Source organism: Cronobacter sp. HA18006 (assembly GCF_011605445.1).
GTDB lineage: Bacteria > Pseudomonadota > Gammaproteobacteria > Enterobacterales > Enterobacteriaceae > Cronobacter > Cronobacter sakazakii.
The window spans coordinates 490,354-507,283 of the sequence record NZ_JAANQB010000011.1; the positions used below are offsets into that span (position 1 = coordinate 490,354).

13 protein-coding genes are annotated in these 16,930 nt (G+C 58.3%); 6 read left to right on the plus strand and 7 right to left on the minus strand.

Annotated elements, in window-relative coordinates:
• Positions 1 to 155: 155 nt before the first annotated feature.
• The 4 genes from G9X48_RS04015 to G9X48_RS04030 form a co-directional block, all read right to left on the minus strand.
• Positions 156 to 1,475, minus strand: a complete 1,320-nt coding sequence (locus tag G9X48_RS04015) for a type II toxin-antitoxin system HipA family toxin (RefSeq protein WP_097641085.1) — start codon at positions 1,473 to 1,475, stop codon at positions 156 to 158.
• Positions 1,476 to 1,477: 2 nt separating this feature from the next.
• On the minus strand, positions 1,478 to 1,759 hold the full coding sequence (locus tag G9X48_RS04020; protein WP_097641086.1) for a helix-turn-helix domain-containing protein: 282 nt from the start codon (positions 1,757 to 1,759) through the stop codon (positions 1,478 to 1,480).
• A 130-nt stretch (positions 1,760 to 1,889) separates the two neighbouring features.
• A complete protein-coding gene (locus tag G9X48_RS04025) occupies positions 1,890 to 2,774 on the minus strand; it encodes a siderophore-interacting protein (protein WP_097641087.1) in 885 nt (294 codons plus the stop codon).
• Complete coding sequence (locus G9X48_RS04030; protein WP_097641088.1) at positions 2,771 to 3,982, minus strand: MFS transporter; 1,212 nt, start codon at positions 3,980 to 3,982, stop codon at positions 2,771 to 2,773. The genes G9X48_RS04025 and G9X48_RS04030 overlap by 4 nt, the downstream gene beginning before the upstream one ends.
• A 135-nt stretch (positions 3,983 to 4,117) precedes the next feature.
• On the opposite strand from G9X48_RS04030, the gene G9X48_RS04035 reads away from it, so the two are divergent.
• From G9X48_RS04035 to G9X48_RS04055, 5 genes are read left to right on the plus strand one after another with little or no spacing between them, the layout of a single operon-like run.
• Complete coding sequence (locus G9X48_RS04035; RefSeq protein WP_097641089.1) at positions 4,118 to 5,866, plus strand: IucA/IucC family protein; 1,749 nt, start codon at positions 4,118 to 4,120, stop codon at positions 5,864 to 5,866.
• Entirely contained in the window at positions 5,859 to 6,806 is a 948-nt protein-coding gene (locus tag G9X48_RS04040) for a GNAT family N-acetyltransferase (protein ID WP_097641110.1), read from the plus strand. The genes G9X48_RS04035 and G9X48_RS04040 overlap by 8 nt, the downstream gene beginning before the upstream one ends.
• Positions 6,803 to 8,548 (plus strand): IucA/IucC family siderophore biosynthesis protein, encoded by a 1,746-nt coding sequence (iucC, locus tag G9X48_RS04045; protein WP_097641090.1) that lies wholly within the window; start codon positions 6,803 to 6,805, stop codon positions 8,546 to 8,548. The genes G9X48_RS04040 and iucC overlap by 4 nt, the downstream gene beginning before the upstream one ends.
• Positions 8,545 to 9,867 carry a SidA/IucD/PvdA family monooxygenase gene (locus G9X48_RS04050; protein WP_097641091.1) on the plus strand — a complete coding sequence of 441 codons (1,323 nt, stop codon included), beginning with the start codon at positions 8,545 to 8,547 and terminating at the stop codon, positions 9,865 to 9,867. Before iucC ends, G9X48_RS04050 begins: the two co-directional genes overlap by 4 nt.
• A 22-nt stretch (positions 9,868 to 9,889) precedes the next feature.
• Entirely contained in the window at positions 9,890 to 12,085 is a 2,196-nt protein-coding gene (locus tag G9X48_RS04055; RefSeq protein ID WP_041460784.1) for a TonB-dependent siderophore receptor, read from the plus strand.
• A gap of 147 nt (positions 12,086 to 12,232) precedes the next feature.
• On the opposite strand, the gene G9X48_RS04060 is transcribed toward G9X48_RS04055, so the two are convergent.
• The 3 genes from G9X48_RS04060 to G9X48_RS04070 all read right to left on the minus strand — a co-directional run bounded on the left by G9X48_RS04060 (position 12,233) and on the right by G9X48_RS04070 (position 14,790).
• Complete coding sequence (locus G9X48_RS04060) at positions 12,233 to 12,460, minus strand: hypothetical protein (RefSeq protein ID WP_085046088.1); 228 nt, start codon at positions 12,458 to 12,460, stop codon at positions 12,233 to 12,235.
• A 154-nt stretch (positions 12,461 to 12,614) separates the two neighbouring features.
• Complete coding sequence (locus G9X48_RS04065) at positions 12,615 to 13,583, minus strand: ParB family protein (protein WP_097641092.1); 969 nt, start codon at positions 13,581 to 13,583, stop codon at positions 12,615 to 12,617.
• 7 nt (positions 13,584 to 13,590) lie between these two features.
• Positions 13,591 to 14,790 (minus strand): AAA family ATPase, encoded by a 1,200-nt coding sequence (locus G9X48_RS04070; protein ID WP_032803578.1) that lies wholly within the window; start codon positions 14,788 to 14,790, stop codon positions 13,591 to 13,593.
• 806 nt (positions 14,791 to 15,596) lie between these two features.
• Here G9X48_RS04070 and G9X48_RS04075 point away from each other — a divergent pair.
• Positions 15,597 to 16,652 carry a RepB family plasmid replication initiator protein gene (locus G9X48_RS04075; protein ID WP_063265885.1) on the plus strand — a complete coding sequence of 352 codons (1,056 nt, stop codon included), beginning with the start codon at positions 15,597 to 15,599 and terminating at the stop codon, positions 16,650 to 16,652.
• Positions 16,653 to 16,930: the final 278 nt, after the last annotated feature.

Genomic DNA, 16,930 nt, shown 5'->3' on the forward strand with positions numbered 1-16,930 from the left:
CTGCCTGGGAGGTACAACGGATAACGGATTGTCCCGACCCTGGCGGCATACGTGAACAATCATAGACCATTACCGGAGAAGTGCCGGGACGCGCGGCGGGGCGCGTCAGAAGAAGAGGTATCCGCGCCGCGTGCGAAACGGCGCAGGATGAGAAATTATGCGGCCGCGAGGCGCGCGCACTGCTGGCGCATGCCGTTAAAAATAACGTCGGCCAGAGAGGCGGGGAAATCCACCGGGAGCGCGTCGGCTACGCGCGCGATCACCGCAGGCGCGCTGGCTGTCAGCGCATCAATCATGTCGTTGACCTGCGCCGCCGACAGCCCGGCAAGCTCGCCCTGGCGCAACCAGTGACGGCGGCGGATCTGGCTCAGATGGTAATAGTTACTGCCGCTGCGCACCGCCATCGCCAGCTTGCACTTCTGCCACGCAATCTGGTTATTACCCGGCCCGATGACCGGCCAGGCGGAGAGCACGTCGTAAAGCGGCGTCAGGTGGTAGCGGTTGCCGGGCAGATGCGCAATGCTGAAATTCTTGGCGTGGCCGTCGGTCGCGGCGAGGATCCAGAAGATAATCTGCGCGCGGAAGAAATTCGCGCGATCCGCCTGCGCGTTTTCTGAACGGCTCAGAACCGTCATGATATCACCGATGCCCGGCCCGCCGTCGGCCTGATATTTACGCAGCGGCGAAACGCCCAGCGCCTGGCACATATCCTCCTGCGGCAGACGCAGCCACCACCGGCCATCACCGGACAGACGGCGGTCGAAGCGCTCAACAATCAGCACTTTTTGCTCTTCGAACTGCGCCATCTGCGTGCGCGCGACCGGAATATCCCAGGCCGCCAGCAGTTGCGCACAGAGCCATTCGTTTTCAATGGAGGTGCGCATATCCGCCTGCATATTGCCCACCAGCCCCAGCGGCAGTTTGAAAATATGCGTGGTGGGCGTGTTGCCCTCCGGCAGGCACCACTGGTCTTCGTGCCACAGCAGCGCAGTTTTCTCCTGCGCGCCCGCAATGGAGAGGCGCAGCTCCTCTTCGCCGCCATGCTGGCCGGGGAACGCCTCTGCGGTGTGGCGCAGCATCGCGGCAATATCCACTGTGGAGAGTGGACGGGCACGGATGGTAAAGAGCCCTTCCGGCGCTTCACCGGCGGGCAGCAGCTGGATGGCGCCCACACAGTCGCGCCCCAGCTCCGCCAGCAGATCGAACGGCTCCAGGCTCTGCGCCCGATAACGCATCGCCAGCCGCCGCCGGATGTTTTCGCTGTCCGGCAGCAGGTTGTCGAAGTAATCGCGCACCTGCGCGCCGCGGTAGGACTGATTACCGGGCGTGAACGGCAGCGACAGCGACAGCGGCCTGCCCTGCGGATCGGCAATCCACTCCGGCAGATAGGTCAGCCGGTCTTCGCCGTTGTGTTTATCCCAGTAACCGACCGGCAGGCCGTTCATCCAGAGCGCTAAACGCGACGTGCGGCGCATGATTACCACGCCTCGCGTCGGGCAGGCGAATCGTCACGCGCGGGCGCGTCAGTCTCCGCCGCCTGCGTTTCGCACAGCGTCATCTCAATGCCCAGCACGTTAAAGACGCGGAACAGGCGCTCGATGCTGGCCGTCTCGGGGTTCGCCTCCAGCCGCGCATAGGTTTGCTGCGTGACGCCAAGCCGCGCCGAAACTTCTTTCTGGGTCAGCCCCTGTTTTTTACGAAAGCCCACCAGCAGCGGGCGCAGCTGGCTGAGCGTTTTCAGTGGATACCGGGTGTTCATCTTGCTGGTCGCACCTTCAGATACATACGATAAGCTGTATTCTCTATTTTACACCCTTCAGGCTGTAGCATGCAATTACAGCGTAAAGGGTGTTAAACGCAGAATACAGCCTGAACGCTGTAAAACGGCATTATACGTGGCTTTTACCGCGCGACCAGTACGCCATAAAACAGGCACGGGCGGGATCGAGCTGGCGCTCACGCGTCAGGTAGTGACGCAGCCGTTTCACCGCGCCGGATTCCGCGGCCACCCAGGCGCGAAACGCCCCTGCCCCGCCAGCGCGCTGCCAGATGAGCGCCTCTTCGTCATCTTCTTCGGTCATCTGCGCCGAAACCTGCTCGCTTACGGGCAGCGTCGCGGCGTCTTTCACCGCTTCCAGCAGCCGTTCGCCGTGCGCCGCGTTTTCATCTCGCGCCAGCCAGTGAATATCGGCAAAGGGGTAACGCAGCGGCTGGATATCCTGCGCCAGCGGCACTTCCAGAAACGCCTGGACGCGCGGCGGCGCAGGCTGGCGCGCGAGCTGTTCAAGGATGCCGAGCGCGGCGGGCAGCGCGGTTTCATCGGCCACCAGCAGCGCCTGACGAAGGGCGTCGTCAGTGCTCCATTCATAGCCGCCGCTGTCGCCAGGGAAATCACGATCCGGCGCGACGATTTGCAGTGTATCGCCGGGTCTGGCGTTCATCGCCCAGCGCGACGCCGGGCCGTTGTCGCCATGAAGGACGAACTCGACATCCAGCTCGCACGCCGCTCTGCGCAGCGCGCGCAGCGTGTAGGTACGCATAAAAGGCCGCCGCTCGCGCGGCAGCGCCAGATAATCCTGATACCAGCTGTCGCTCACCGGCAGCCGGGCGGTGTTGCCGTCGGGTCTGGCGAACATCAGCTTGATGCGCTGATCGGGCGCTTCATGTTTCATGTGCGCCACATCCGGGCCGGTAAATACGCAGCGCAGCAGCGAAGGGGTGACAGCAATGCGGCGGCGCAGCGTCACGTTGAAAATGCGGTAACTGGCGGTCATACGGTGGGCTCCTGCGGCGCGGCGTGACGCCAGACGCCGATGCTTAACAGTAAAAACAGCGCGGCAGTGATAAAAGCGGCGGCAATCAGCATATGCTCGCCAAGCCAGAGAGAAATTACCGGCACCAGCAGGGCGCTTGCGCCGTAGCCGAGCGTGTGGCTGGTGGCGATAACGCCCGCGCCTTTGCCGGTGGTGAGACGGTCATTCAGCAACACCTGATAGCCAGGCGTCGCCATCGCCGCGCCGAAAGAGGTCACGGCGATACCGGCGTAAAAGGCAATAAGCCCCGGCAGGATCATCAACAGCAGACCGGCGGCCATCAGGACCGCCGCCGCCAGCAACAGCGCGCGCGGCTGAAGGCGCTGTGGACGCACCACCAGGAACTGCGCCAGTAGCGTGCTCGCCGCCGCCAGGCTTAACAGCAGCGCCACGTGATGGCTGACGGCACGGAGATCGCCATGAAACAGCGGCCTCAGATGCGGCGACAGGCCGAGCTGCATCAGGCTGATCGCAGCGGCCAGCAGTAACGCGAGCAAAAGGAAAGGCAGCATATCCGCACGCAGGCGCGCCGACTGGTGCGCCACGGGCGCGAGCGGCGGATCGTTATGCTGGCGCGCCACCAGCAGCAGCGCGATAAAAGGCGCGAGCGCCATCAGCCAGAGCGGCATCTGCGGGTGAACGCTTAACGCGGCGGCGGCCAGCGGCGGGCCGATAAGACGCCCGCAGCTCAGGCCGGAACTGATGGACGCAAGCGCCGCGAGCCGGTGCTCCATGCCCGCCCGCTGCATGGCCCACGTCTGCGCGGCGGGCACCATGCCGGAAACCGTCAGGCCGTAAAGCGCGCGGGAGACAATCAGCCCGGCAAGCCCTGAGGCAGCGCCGATCACGCCGCGCGCCATCCCCCAGACCACCAGCGCCATCACGGCGAAACTCAGGAGATAGCCGCCGAGCGCCGCCACGACCACAAATTTACAGCCACGTATTTCCGTCTGGCGTCCCCACCAGGGCGATCCGGGCAGAAACAGCATTGAGCCGAACATTAGCAGGCCGGCCCAGACGGAGAGCGACAGTCCCGTCATCTGCACCAGTTGGGGTAACACCACCAGCAAACCATTCTGCCCGATCCCGAGCAGACCCGCGCACAGCGCCAGCGGCCAGAGCGATTGTCCTGTGCGGCGGGCGTGTACAGCGTGAGAAGAAGCATCCATAAGCAGGTAAATATATTGTCAATAAAGATGAGGGAATTATGAAATTAATGAAAACAAATATTGCAAAAATAGTTGCCACTGTAAATAGAATCCCTATCATAACGATAATCATTATCAACAAAGGATGTGTTTGTTATGGTTTCCCTGCCCCGCCCTGCCGCGACAGATGTCGCGGCTCAGTGTTTTCTTAACGCGCTGCTGCGTGAAACCCGGGACTGGCAACTGATCCCCGGCGCATTACCGCAGGAGCCGGCGCAGATCCATTTACCGCTCTCTGAGACGCAGGCAATCCGCATTGCGCTGCGCTACTTCTCCCCGACGCAACATCATCAGTATCTGTTTCCGGCAATGCTGGTGGCAAGCGATAACGATAGCTGCGAACCCATTGATTTCACGCAACTTGTCGACCTCGTTCTGGCGAAGCCCGCCGTGAAAGGTGAACTGACCGATGACGTGCTGGCCCGTTTTGCGCGCCGCGTTCAGGAGAGCCACCGCCATACCTGGCAGGCGATTGAACTGCGTCACGACTGGGCCACGCTTCGCGCGCAGCCGCTCAACTTTGCAGAGGCTGAACAGGCGCTGCTGGTCGGGCATGCGTTTCACCCGGCACCGAAATCGCACGAGCCGTTTAATGAGACCGAAGCCCGCCGCTATCTGCCGGATTTCGCGCCGCGCTTTCCGCTGCGCTGGTTTGCGGTGAATAAGGCGTATGTGGCAGGCGAGAGTCTGGCGTTAGATCTGCGCACGCGTCTGCTGCGTTTCGCGGCCCAGAGCGCGCCTGCGCTGCTTGAGCTCTTTACCGATACACGCTGGCTGGTGCCGATGCACCCGTGGCAGGCCGAGTATCTGCTCGCGCAACCGTGGTGCCAGGCGCTGGTGGAGAAGGGCGAGCTTACCGATCTGGGCGAAGCGGGCGCGCCGTGGCTGCCGACCAGTTCATCGCGTTCGCTTTACAGCGAAACCAATAACGACATGATCAAATTCTCGCTCAGCGTGCGCCTCACCAACTCGGTGCGCACGCTGTCGGTAAAAGAAGTGAAACGCGGAATGCGTCTGGCGAGGATGGCGCAGACCAGCCGCTGGCAGGCGTTACAGGCACGCTACCCGACGATGCGCGTGATGCAGGAAGATGGCTGGGTGGGCCTGCGCGATGCGCAGGGGACTATTCAGGAAGAGAGCCTGATGGCGCTGCGCGTCAATCTGCTGTTCGACACGCCAGAAACACAGACCAACGTGCTGGTGAGCCTGACTCAGGCCGCGCCGGATGGCGGCGACAGCCTGCTGGCCTGCGCCGTGCGCCGCCTCAGTGAACGCCTCAGCCTGCCGCTCGCACAGGCGGCGCGCTGCTGGGTGCAGGCGTACTGCGAACGCATTCTGCTGCCGCTTTTCAGCGCCGAAGCCGATTACGGCCTGGTGCTGCTGGCGCATCAGCAAAATATTCTGGTGGAGATGCAGCAGGATCTGCCGGTCGGCCTGATTTATCGCGACTGTCAGGGCAGCGGCTTTACCGACGGCGCGCTGTTGTGGCTTGCAGAAGCCGGCGAGCCGGAAGCGGAAAACCGCTTCAGCGAAGCCCAGCTGCTGCGCTACTTCCCATATTACCTGCTGGTGAACTCCACGCTCGCGGTAACCGCCGCGCTGGGTGCCGCCGGGTTTGAGAGCGAAGAAAAGCTGATGGCGCTGGTGCGTAACGCGCTGACCCAACTGCGCGCCACCGCGCGCGACACCCGCTGTCTCGATTATGTGCTGGAGAGCCGCCACTGGAACTGCAAGGGCAACTTCTTCTGCTATCTGCACGATCACAACGAAAACACCATCGCCGACCCGGCGGTCATCTACTTTAACTTCGACAATCCGTTTGCAGGGAGCACGCATGATGCCTGAAGCGCACATTGTTCATGACGGTTACGGTTTTCGCTGCGCGACGCTCAATCTGGCGCTGCCGCTGACCCTCGGGCTTGACGGCAGCGCCGTACTGCATCATCCGGGCGACGTGCCAGACGGGTGGCTGGCGGCCGCTCTCGATCAGTTGTTTGTCGCGGCGCCTGCCCTCACGGGCATTACGCTGCCGTGGGCGCAGTGGCGCGATGAGCCGCAGGCGCAGGCGCTGTTTGACGCCATGCAGTGTGATTATCTGGCACGCGACGCGTTCTGGCAGCTGCCGCTGTGGCTGCGCGGCGAACGCATCGCGGCGCGTGCGGGAATACAGTTTGACGAGACGCGCCAGCTCGCGTTCCCGGCGCGTCCGCCACGGCCAGAAGGCGAGGTCTATCGCCGCTACGATCCGCAAATCAAACGCACGCTCAGTTTCCGCGTGGCCGATGTGGCACGGGATGCGGAGCGCTTCACCCGCTGGATGAACGCGCCGCGCGTGAACGCCTTCTGGGAGATGGCCGGCCCACAGGCGGAGCAGGAAAATTACCTGCGTAAGCAGCTCGACGCCACCTGCTGCTACCCGCTGATCGGCTGCTTCGACGACGAACCTTTCGGCTATTTTGAAATTTACTGGGCAGCGGAAGACCGTATCGGCCGCCACTACCGCTGGCAGCCGTTCGATCGCGGGCTGCATATGCTGGTGGGCGAAGAGCAGTGGCGCGGCGCGCAGTACATCCGCAGCTGGCTGCGCGGGCTCAGCCACTATCTGTGGCTGGACGAGCCGCGCACGCAGCGTCTGGTGGCGGAACCGCGCTTTGATAACCAGCGCCTGTTTCGTCATCTGCCGGTCGCCGGTTTTGAGACCGTGAAAGAGTTCGACTTTCCGCACAAGCGCTCGCGGCTGGTGATGAGCCAGCGCAGCCGTTTCTTCAGCGAGGTGGGATTATGACCACAGCGTTGTGGGAGCGCGTGAACCGCGACATGGTGGCGAAAATGCTCGCCGAGCTGGAGTATGAGCGCACGCTGACGGCGCAGGAAACGCAGGCCAACCGCTGGACGATGGCGCTCGGCGATGAGACCTGGACGTTTGACGCGAAGCGCGGCATCTGGGGCTGGCTGCATATCAACCCGGCGACGCTCGCGAATGAAAGCGGCAGCGCTATTGAGGCCGAAAGCGCCCTGCGCCAGCTGGCCGTGGTGCTGAAGATGAGCGACGCGCAGACGGCGGAGCATCTCGAAGATCTCTACGCGACGCTCAGGGGCGATATGCAGTTGCTGGACGCGCGCAAGGAACTTAACGCCGACGCGCTCATTGATATGGATCCGGATGAACTGCAGTGCCTGATGTCAGGGCATCCGAAATTTATCTTTAACAAAGGGCGTCGTGGCTGGGGGCTGGATGCGCTGAAAGCTTACGCGCCGGAATACCGTGGCCGTTTTCGCCTGCACTGGGTGGCGGTACGCCGTGACCTGATGATCTGGAGCAGCGACGCCGACTGCGACATCAATAACTTACTGGCTAGCGCCATGGACGACGGCGAACGCCAGCGGTTTACCCGCTACTGGCAGGCGCTGCATCTGGATGAAAACTGGCTGCCGGTGCCGCTGCATCCGTGGCAGTGGCAGCAGAAAATCGCCCTGCATTTTCTGCCGCAGCTGGCGCGCGGCGAGATTATCGATCTCGGCGTATTTGGCGATGAGTATATCGCCCAGCAGTCGCTGCGCACGCTGACTAACGTCAGCCGCCGCTCGGCGTTCGATATCAAACTGCCGCTCACCATTTACAACACCTCCTGCTATCGCGGCATTCCCGGCAAATACATCGCCGCCGGGCCGCTCGCCTCGCGCTGGCTACAACAGCAGTTCGCCGCTGATAAAACGCTGCTGGCGCTGGGCGCGCAGATCCTCGGCGAGCCTGCGGCCGGTTACGTGACGCACACCGGTTACGCCGCGCTGAAAACCGCGCCCTATCGCTATCAGGAGATGTTTGGCGTGATCTGGCGCGAAAATCCGTCCTGCTGGCTGCACCCCGGCGAACAGGCCGTGCTGATGGCCGCGCTGATGGAAACCGACAACGCGGGACGCCCGCTGGTTGACGCGTGGATCGCCCGCTCTGGCCTGAGCGCTGAAGCGTGGCTTGCACAGCTCTTCCGCGTGGTTGTTATTCCGTTTTATCACCTGCTGTGCCGCTACGGCGTGGCGCTGATCGCCCACGGTCAGAACGTGACGCTGGTGATGAAAGACCATGTGCCGCAGCGCATTCTGCTGAAGGATTTCCAGGGCGATATGCGTCTTGTGGATGAAACGTTCCCGGAGATGGAGAGCCTGCCGGAGCCGGTCAAGGCCGTCACGGCGCGCCTTTCTGCTGATTACATTATTCACGATTTACAGACCGGGCATTTTGTCACCGTCCTGCGTTTCGTCTCGCGCCTGACTGAACAGTGCGGCGTCAGCGAAACCCGGTTCTATCGCCTGCTCGCGGACGTGCTGCAGGACTATATGGCCGCGCACCCGGAGATGGCGGCGCGCTTCGCGCTGTTTGATCTCTTTAAACCGCAGATCATTCGCGTGGTGCTCAACCCGGTCAAACTCACTTTCTCCGAGCATGACGGCGGCAGCCGCATGTTGCCCAATTACCTTACCGATCTTGATAACCCGCTGTATCTGGTCACCAGGGAGACCGCATCATGAAAACGTACGATTTCATCGGCATTGGCATCGGCCCGTTCAATCTCAGCATCGCCGCGCTCGCCGAAGGGCTTGACGGCTTCAGCTCGCTGTTCCTTGAACGCAAACCGCACTTCTCCTGGCATCCGGGCATGATGGTGCCGGACTGCCATATGCAGACCAGTTTCCTTAAAGATCTGGTCAGCGCGGTGGAGCCAACTAACCGTTACAGTTTTCTGAACTACCTGGTGCAGCGTAAAAAGTTTTACCGTTTCCTGACCACCGAACAGCGCACGGTGTCCCGCGAAGAGTTCGCCGATTACCTCTGCTGGGCGGCAGATAACCTGAGTAATTTGTCGTTCAGCCAGCAGGTGCAGCAGGTGAGCTTTAACGAGGCCAGCGGGCTGTTTGAAGTGGTGACCCAGCGCGACCGTTTCTTCGCACGCCACGTCTGCATGGGCATCGGTAAACAGGTCAACCTGCCCGACTGTGTACCGGCGCAGAACGACAGTTGCTTCCACGCCAGCGAAATGATGCTGCGCACGCCATCGCTTGCTGGTAAGCGCGTCACGGTCGTTGGCGGTGGCCAGAGCGGCGCCGATCTGTTCCTGAATATTTTCCGCGGCGAGTGGGGCCAGCCCGCGGCGCTGAACTGGGTGTCGCGCCGCAACAATTACAACGCGCTCGATGAAGCCGCATTCGCGAACGAATATTTCACGCCGGAGTATCTGGAAAGCTTCGCCACGCTCGATGAGAAAACGCGCTGCGATCTGCTCGCCGAGCAGAAGATGACGTCTGACGGCGTCACCTGTGAATCGTTGCTCGCTATCTATCGCGCCATGTACCACCGCTTTGAAGTGCTGCGTGAAAAACCCTGGGCGCAGCTGCTGCCGTCGCGCTCGGTCACCCGCGTGACGCCACAGGCGCAGGGCCAGCGTCTGTCGCTGCGCCATCATCTGGACGGCGGCCAGGAAACGCTGGATACCGACGTGGTGATTTTCGCGACCGGCTATCGCCCTGCCCGTCCGGCGTTCCTCGCCCCGCTGGCGCATCGGCTGGAGCTGGACGAACGCGAAGGCTTCCGGGTTAACACCGATTTCACGCTGGCGTGGAACGGCCCCGGCGCAAACCATCTTTTTGCCGTCAATGCCGGAATGCACAGCCTCGGCATTGCGGAACCTCAGCTCAGCCTGATGGCCTGGCGGGCCGCGCGCATTCTTAATGTCGCGCATCCTGACATGCCGTTTGAACTGAGCACCACCCCTGGCGTGATCCAGTGGCTTTCCCGGCCAGAAACGGTCACCCGCCAGGTTTCTCAACCTGTAAACAGCACTGACTACTAACAGACTCAGGAACACCATAACAATGAAGCGTCATCATCTTTGGGTATTGAATCCTTGTTTACTTGCCATGATTTCTGCCTCCGCCTGGGGGGCACCGCAGAAAGAAGAGACGCTGGTGGTTGCCGCCAGCCGTACCGGACACAGCGCGGCGGATATGGCACAGACCACGTGGGTTATCGAACAGGCTGACATTGAACAGCAGGTTCAGGGCGGTAAAGAGTTAAAAGAAGTGCTGGCACAGCTGATCCCCGGCATGGATGTCAGCAGTCAGGGGCGCACCAATTACGGCATGAACATGCGTGGCCGCTCCATGATGGTGATGGTTGACGGCGTGCGTCTGAACTCCTCACGCAGCGACAGCCGCCAGCTGGATTCCATCGATCCGTTTAACATTGAGCGCATCGAAGTTATCTCCGGTGCGACCTCGCTGTACGGCGGTGGCAGCACCGGCGGTCTTATCAATATCGTGACCAAAAAAGGCCAGCCGGAGACGCAGGTTGAGTTCCAGACCGGGATGAAAACCGGCTTTAACAGCCATAACGATCATGACGAAAATATGGCGGCAGCGGTGAGCGGCGGCAATGACAATGCTTCCGGGCGTCTGTCCGTCGCCTATCAGCGCTACGGCGGCTGGTACGACGGTAACGGTGATGAATCCATTATCGATAACACCCAGACCGGCCTTCAGTATTCTGACCGACTGGACGTGATGGGCACCGGCACGCTGAATATTGATGATCACCAGCAGCTGCAGCTCACCACGCAATACTACAAAAGCCAGTCCGACGGTAAACACGGGCTGTTCCTCGGCGAGAATTTCTCAGCGGTTACCGGCAACGGCACCGCCTACAACAAAGGTAATCTGGATTCAGACCGTCTGCCCGGCACTGAACGCCACCTGATTAATCTCCAGTATTCAAATTCTGATGCCTGGGGCCAGGATCTGGTCGCGCAGATTTACTACCGCGATGAGAGCCTGACCTATTACCCGTTCCCGACGCTGAACGGCGATAAAACGCGGGTAACCAGCATTGGTGCCTCACAGCAGAAAACGGATTTCTGGGGCGGCAAACTCACAGTCAACAGCAAGCCGCTGGATTCCCTTTCTCTGACCTATGGTGTGGATGCCGAGCATGAAACCTTTAATGCCAACCAGCAGTTTTTCGATCTGAATAAAGCGGCCGCCAGCGGCGGCATGAAGCTTGATAACGCGTATAACGTCGGGCGCTACCCGGATTACAGCATTACGAACCTGGCTCCGTTCCTGCAGGCAAGTTATGACATCGATGCGATCACGTTAAGCGGCGGTGTGCGCTATCAGTACACCGAGAATAAGGTCGATGATTTTGTCGGTTATACCCAGCAGCAGGGCATCGCCACCGGTAAAGCGACGTCTGCGGATGCCGTGCCGGGCGGCAAAACGGATTACAACAATCTGCTGTTTAACGCCGGTATTCTCGGCCACCTGAGTGAACGTCAGCAGCTGTGGTTTAACTTCTCACAGGGGTTCGAACTGCCCGATCTCGCCAAATATTATGGCTCCGGCACCTATCGTCTTGAGAATGGCCACTACCGTTTGCTCAAAAGCGTTAACGTGAATGACTCGCGTCTGGACGGTATTAAAGTCGACAGCTATGAGCTCGGCTGGCGTTACACCGGCGATAACCTGCGTACCCAGCTCGCGGCGTACTACTCGGTTTCTGACAAGACCATTAACATTAACAAGACCGATATGACCATCACCCTGGATGACGACAAGCGTCGTATCTATGGGCTTGAAGGCCAGGTCGATTACTTCTTCAGTGACAGCGCGTGGAGCACCGGCGCGAACTTTAACGCCATCAAATCGGAAACCCGCGTGGACGGCGACTGGAAAAAGCTGACGGTCGACAGCGCCAGCCCGTCTAAAGTCAGCGCCTGGGTTAACTGGGCACCGGATAACTGGACCCTGCGCCTGCAGAGCACCCAGACGTTCGATGTGTCTGATGATGCCGGTAAGAAAATCGACGGCTATAACACGATGGACTTTATCGGCAGCTATGCGCTCCCGGTCGGTAAAATCGCGTTCAGTGTCGAAAACCTGCTGGATAAGGATTACACCACCGTCTGGGGTCAGCGCGCGCCAGGATTGTACAGTCCGACTTATGGCTCACCGGATCTCTATACCTACAAAGGCCGCGGTCGTACGTTTGGCCTGAATTACTCCGTTCTGTTCTGATTGCCGCCACATAACACAGGCCGCCTGAGCGCGGCCTTTTTTATTGCTGCTTTCTGAAGATGTCTCGCAAAAACGCGCTCGCCAACAGAGCTCACCGTAGTGGTTATTGATTTCCGTTCTTTCCGTGTTGTGTGCCTTAGCTTTTGGTTAATAACTCTTTCTGTTCTCCCTTAAATGATCTTCTTTTCCTGTGGCGCTGGCTTTTCTGCCTTCGCCGTCCGCTGAAATTTCTGGCAGGAAGGGCGTCATAAGCATGGCGATTTCACCGTGAAATAACTCATAAATACCATTTAAAATCAAACACTTAACATCATAACCAGCGTGGCGAAATGCGTGAAATTTCAGTACGCGCGCCAGCAGCAGACGGTAAAACATCCACTGTAGAGAGCAGGCGAACAAGTCAGAGGCGATGCTGTGGAATAAAGAAAGGCGAGGCGAATAGTGGCGATTTCACCGTGAAATCCGTTCAGGAAAAAACGGTATTTCAGGGAGTTAACGGTGAAATCACCATGGCGAGCACGCCGCCAGCTCAGGAGAGATGTTTCTTCAGAACGCTTTCAATGGCCCGGTCGAGCTCATCCTGTACGTCACGCGACAGGCGGTTGAACTCATAGCTGAAGAGTCGTCCTTTAGTGCGCTTACGGGCGAAACGGTCTTTATCAGAGAAACGCCAGAGCGGGGAAATAACCGCTTTGTCTTTCGGGCCCGGTGACGTGAGCAGCTCCCCTTCACGCGCGATAATGCGCATGATGCGGTTCTTCACTTCATCTTCCGCCAGATCGGTGTCTGACAGCACGATATCCACTTCACTGGCAATGGAATCGGTCAGTGTTTTCAGTGCGATGTCATTTTTCAGCAGCGTTTCTTCGACAGCGCTCAGCGTTTTATAGTCGCTGAATGTCAGCTCGGACTGCACCGGGAAGAAGGCCAGCAGTTCAGCAGAGACCGACGCCGCCTGCAACGCACGGGTGACTTTTGCCTGCGACAGCCCTTCCTGCTCGGCTATCTCTTTCTGACTGAGACCTGCGTTTTTCAGCGCCATCAGCCGCAATCCGATTTCACGGATGTTGTGCTCTTTTGCCGTCTGGATATCTTTGGCGAGCTTGCGCGCCTCTTCTGACGTCAGCGCCGCTTCCGTCACCAGCACGGTCAGACCAGTATGACAGATGAGTGCCGCCGCACGACGGCGGGAGCCGTCCAGTATTTCAATACGGTCACCGGCTTTCACGCCAATCGCCGGAAAGAACTGCTGGAATTTCAGGGTGCGGGTGATATCGCGCAGCGATTCCGGCGTCAGCGCTGACTGCTCGCGCCCGTTGGTTTCCTGACGAACAAACGTTTTTTCCGCCACATCTGTAGGCGCGACGCTTTCCAGCCGGAAGGTGGCTTTACGCCCGGAACTGAGTACAAATACTGACGTGAAAGTTTCAGCGTCCGTGCTCTCTTTAAACGGGGAGTGGGTGAGTGTACGGCCAATCGTGACTCTTTTTGTGCTCATAGTATTCTCAGCTCATACGAATAAATTCAATGCGATCAAAAACCGCTTTGGCGAAATCTTCAGCCGCGGCACGCGCATTTTTCAGCGCCTCGCTGCTGCCGATGTAAGTGGCGGGGTTTGCGGAAATCACCGTATCAAATGACTCTCCGCAGCGCTCAAAGCCGTCCAGGCGGGGCAGGGCGACATCCAGCATATCGCCGCCGAAAATCTCTTTGGCGAGGCTGTGGCAGAGCTTGTGGTCGGCCTTGTTGAGCAGCTTCGACATAAAGCCGATGTTTTTCTGCAGTCTCACCCGACAGCCGGACTCTTCGATCAGCGCGATGAGCTCCGGCAGACGCGTCAGGTATTTGAGCGTCGAGTGAAAATCTACCTGCGCAGGCGGCACCGGCGTGAAAAGAACGTCCGAGGCCGCAATCGCGTTCATCAGGAACGCGTCCAGATGCGGGCCACTGTCGACAAAAATAAAATCGTAGTCTCTGGCAATCTTATCGATGATGTTCTGGCGCAGGACACCATAAATACTGGTGCCCGGCAGATGCTCCGCACAGAGCTCTTCCCAGCGCGAGGCGATAAAGGCGTCTTCAATCGAAGCCGGCATCACGTCCACGCCCGGCACAATCGACGGCACAATGAATTCTTCCAGCAGCTCTTCGCGCGACACGTTCTGCAGCATGGCCTGCGCGCTGGTGGTATCGACCGTACCCACGGCGCGGGTGTGATTAAGGAACATGGTCGCGGAAGACTGCGGATCGAGATCAATCACCAGAATGCGCAGATCTTCAAACAGCAGGTGAGGATGCACACGCAGCGCATGAGCAAGGGAAACCGTAGAAACCGTTTTGGAGACGCCGCCTTTCAGGTTACCAACAAAAATGGTGAACGCTTCATCATGGCGGTCGCGGTATTTAGGCACGCCACGGTGATGGTAGAGATCGATAATATTCTGAACGGACATCGCATACTTAGTGGAAGAGCCCGCCGCGCGTTTATCAAAGACGTATCCGTTCGCTTCCATTTCACTGACGGCATAATCAACACTGGCGCGGGTCAGTCGCGGAAGTTTGGCCAGTGCCGCTTTGGCGTAGACCTGATAGAAGGTGTTTTCCTGAAGCTCATCTTTCTGATGCTGGATCTGCTCGGTCAGCCCGAGAAGCATTCTTTCTGAACGTTCGGCAACTTTCGTTAACTGCTGCTCATTATCCATCACAACACTCACTGTATGCAGGATTTATTAATTTAAACGAAAATACAGCATAAAAGTCAGGTGGTAAACATAAATGTTGTACTTGTGTGCGCGTGTTCAAATCGCTGACGTCATAAGAGGTTAGTGCCAGAATCAGCAGCGCTCACCGCAAAAACGAACGGGCGTCAGCCGTTCGTTTGAGGAAGCGCAAAAGAGCGGAGATTAAATGGGGCGTGGGATGCATATGACCTGATTTTATCCACAGGCCAGATCTAAGTTTTCGATCCAGATAAGATCCCTTATATGATCCTTAAAGATCCCTTTTCTGAATTTCTTAATACGATCAGAAGGTTGCGGCAGTTTCTAACCACTATAGCGAGCAGAACATCCACTGAAGCGAGCCGGATAACCACTGTAGCGAGGAGAGTAACGGCTGAAGAGAGTGCCTGGCATCCACTGTAGCGAGTAAAACGCAGGACTTTTCCATGACGGCCCTCTCTTTATAACTAACTGTATTAAAAAGGGTTTCACCTTCTTCTTGTCAAGTTACTCCTGCGCATCAACATGTTTATTCACAGCGTCAGTACGTCTTTTATGTCTGGCTGCGGGTGACTGTAACAGACTGACAGGTTCCTGTATGCGTTCGGGCTATCCACTATAGCGAGTGAATGACTGGATCGTGTCACGCCATCAACTAAAACAACCACTACGGAGAGTAAATAACCACTGTAGTGAGCAAACATCCACTGTGGAGAGTAAACAGCGCGGATAAGCATGTGACATATCCACTATGGTGAGTGATACTCTCACTGGCGAAGATAATAACCACTATGGTGAGTAAGCACCGGCATTCAGGACAGGAGACCCCGCACGTGGCTGATGAAGAGAACATCAATATCAACGATGCCTTCAGTGAACTGGATCGTAAAACCGGCGAAGTGGTCACGCTGATGCCGAACCGTAACAACACGGTACAGCCGGTCGCGCTGATGCGCCTTGGCCTGTTTGTCCCGACGCTGAAATCCACCGCCCGTGGCCGTAAAGGGCAGATGTCCTCGATGGATGTGACAGAAGAGCTGAAACAGCTCTCGCTCGTTAAATCTGAAGGCTACGAGAATATCAAAATCACCGGTGCCCGCCTGGACATGGATAACGACTTCAAAACCTGGGTCGGGATCATCCATGCTTTCGCCAAATACAACGTGCTTGGCGACAGCGTGACGCTGCCGTTTGTGGAGTTCGTGAAGCTGTGCGGTATTCCTTCGGCGCGTTCGTCGGCAAAGCTGCGTAAACGTCTTGATGCCTCGCTGACCCGTATCGCCACTAATACCATCTCCTTCAGCAATAAAGAAGGGGAGTATTACGTCACGCACTTGGTGCAGTCCGCCAAGTACAGCGCCAAAAAGGATGAAGTGACGCTGCAGGCCGATCCGAAAATCTTCGAGCTGTACCAGTTCGATAAAAAAGTTCTGCTGCAGCTGCGGGCCATAAATGAGCTTTCGCGTAAGGAATCCGCTCAGGCGCTGTATACGTTTATTGAGAGCCTGCCGCCTAACCCGGCGCCGGTCTCGCTTGCACGTCTGCGCGCGCGCCTGAATCTCACCTCCCGCACCATCACGCAGAACTCCACCGTGCGTAAGGCGATGGAGCAGCTCAAGGAGATTGGCTATCTCGATTACACCGAGATCAAGCGCGGGCGGGTAGTCTACTTTCATATCCACTACAGAAGGCCAAAACTTCGCCCACAAAGCCTGCCAGGCGCGCTGCCTGCCGGTGACGAGTTGCCGGTAGAAAACAGCGCTGTACCGGAAGAGCAGGGCGAAATGGTGATGCTGACCAAAGAAGAGCTGGCGCTGCTGGAAAAAATCCGTAAAGGCCAGATCTGAATATCCACTGTAGTGAGTACGGGATGTGAAGGTTTTACTCTTATGCTCGCTACAGTGGATTTTCCTCTCTATAGTGGATGTTACTCTCCTTAGTGGATATTTAACGCCTGCATACTCTCTACAGTGGATACAAAGCTAATTAGCCACATTGGATCCTGAAATACCGTGAATGAACTGGCGATTTCAGCGTGAAACTCTGATTCTTAATTGTGCAAAAACAGCGAGTTAGAGATAAAAGAGCGTGGCGAGTGGTTACCCCCATAATTTTCCGCGAGTCT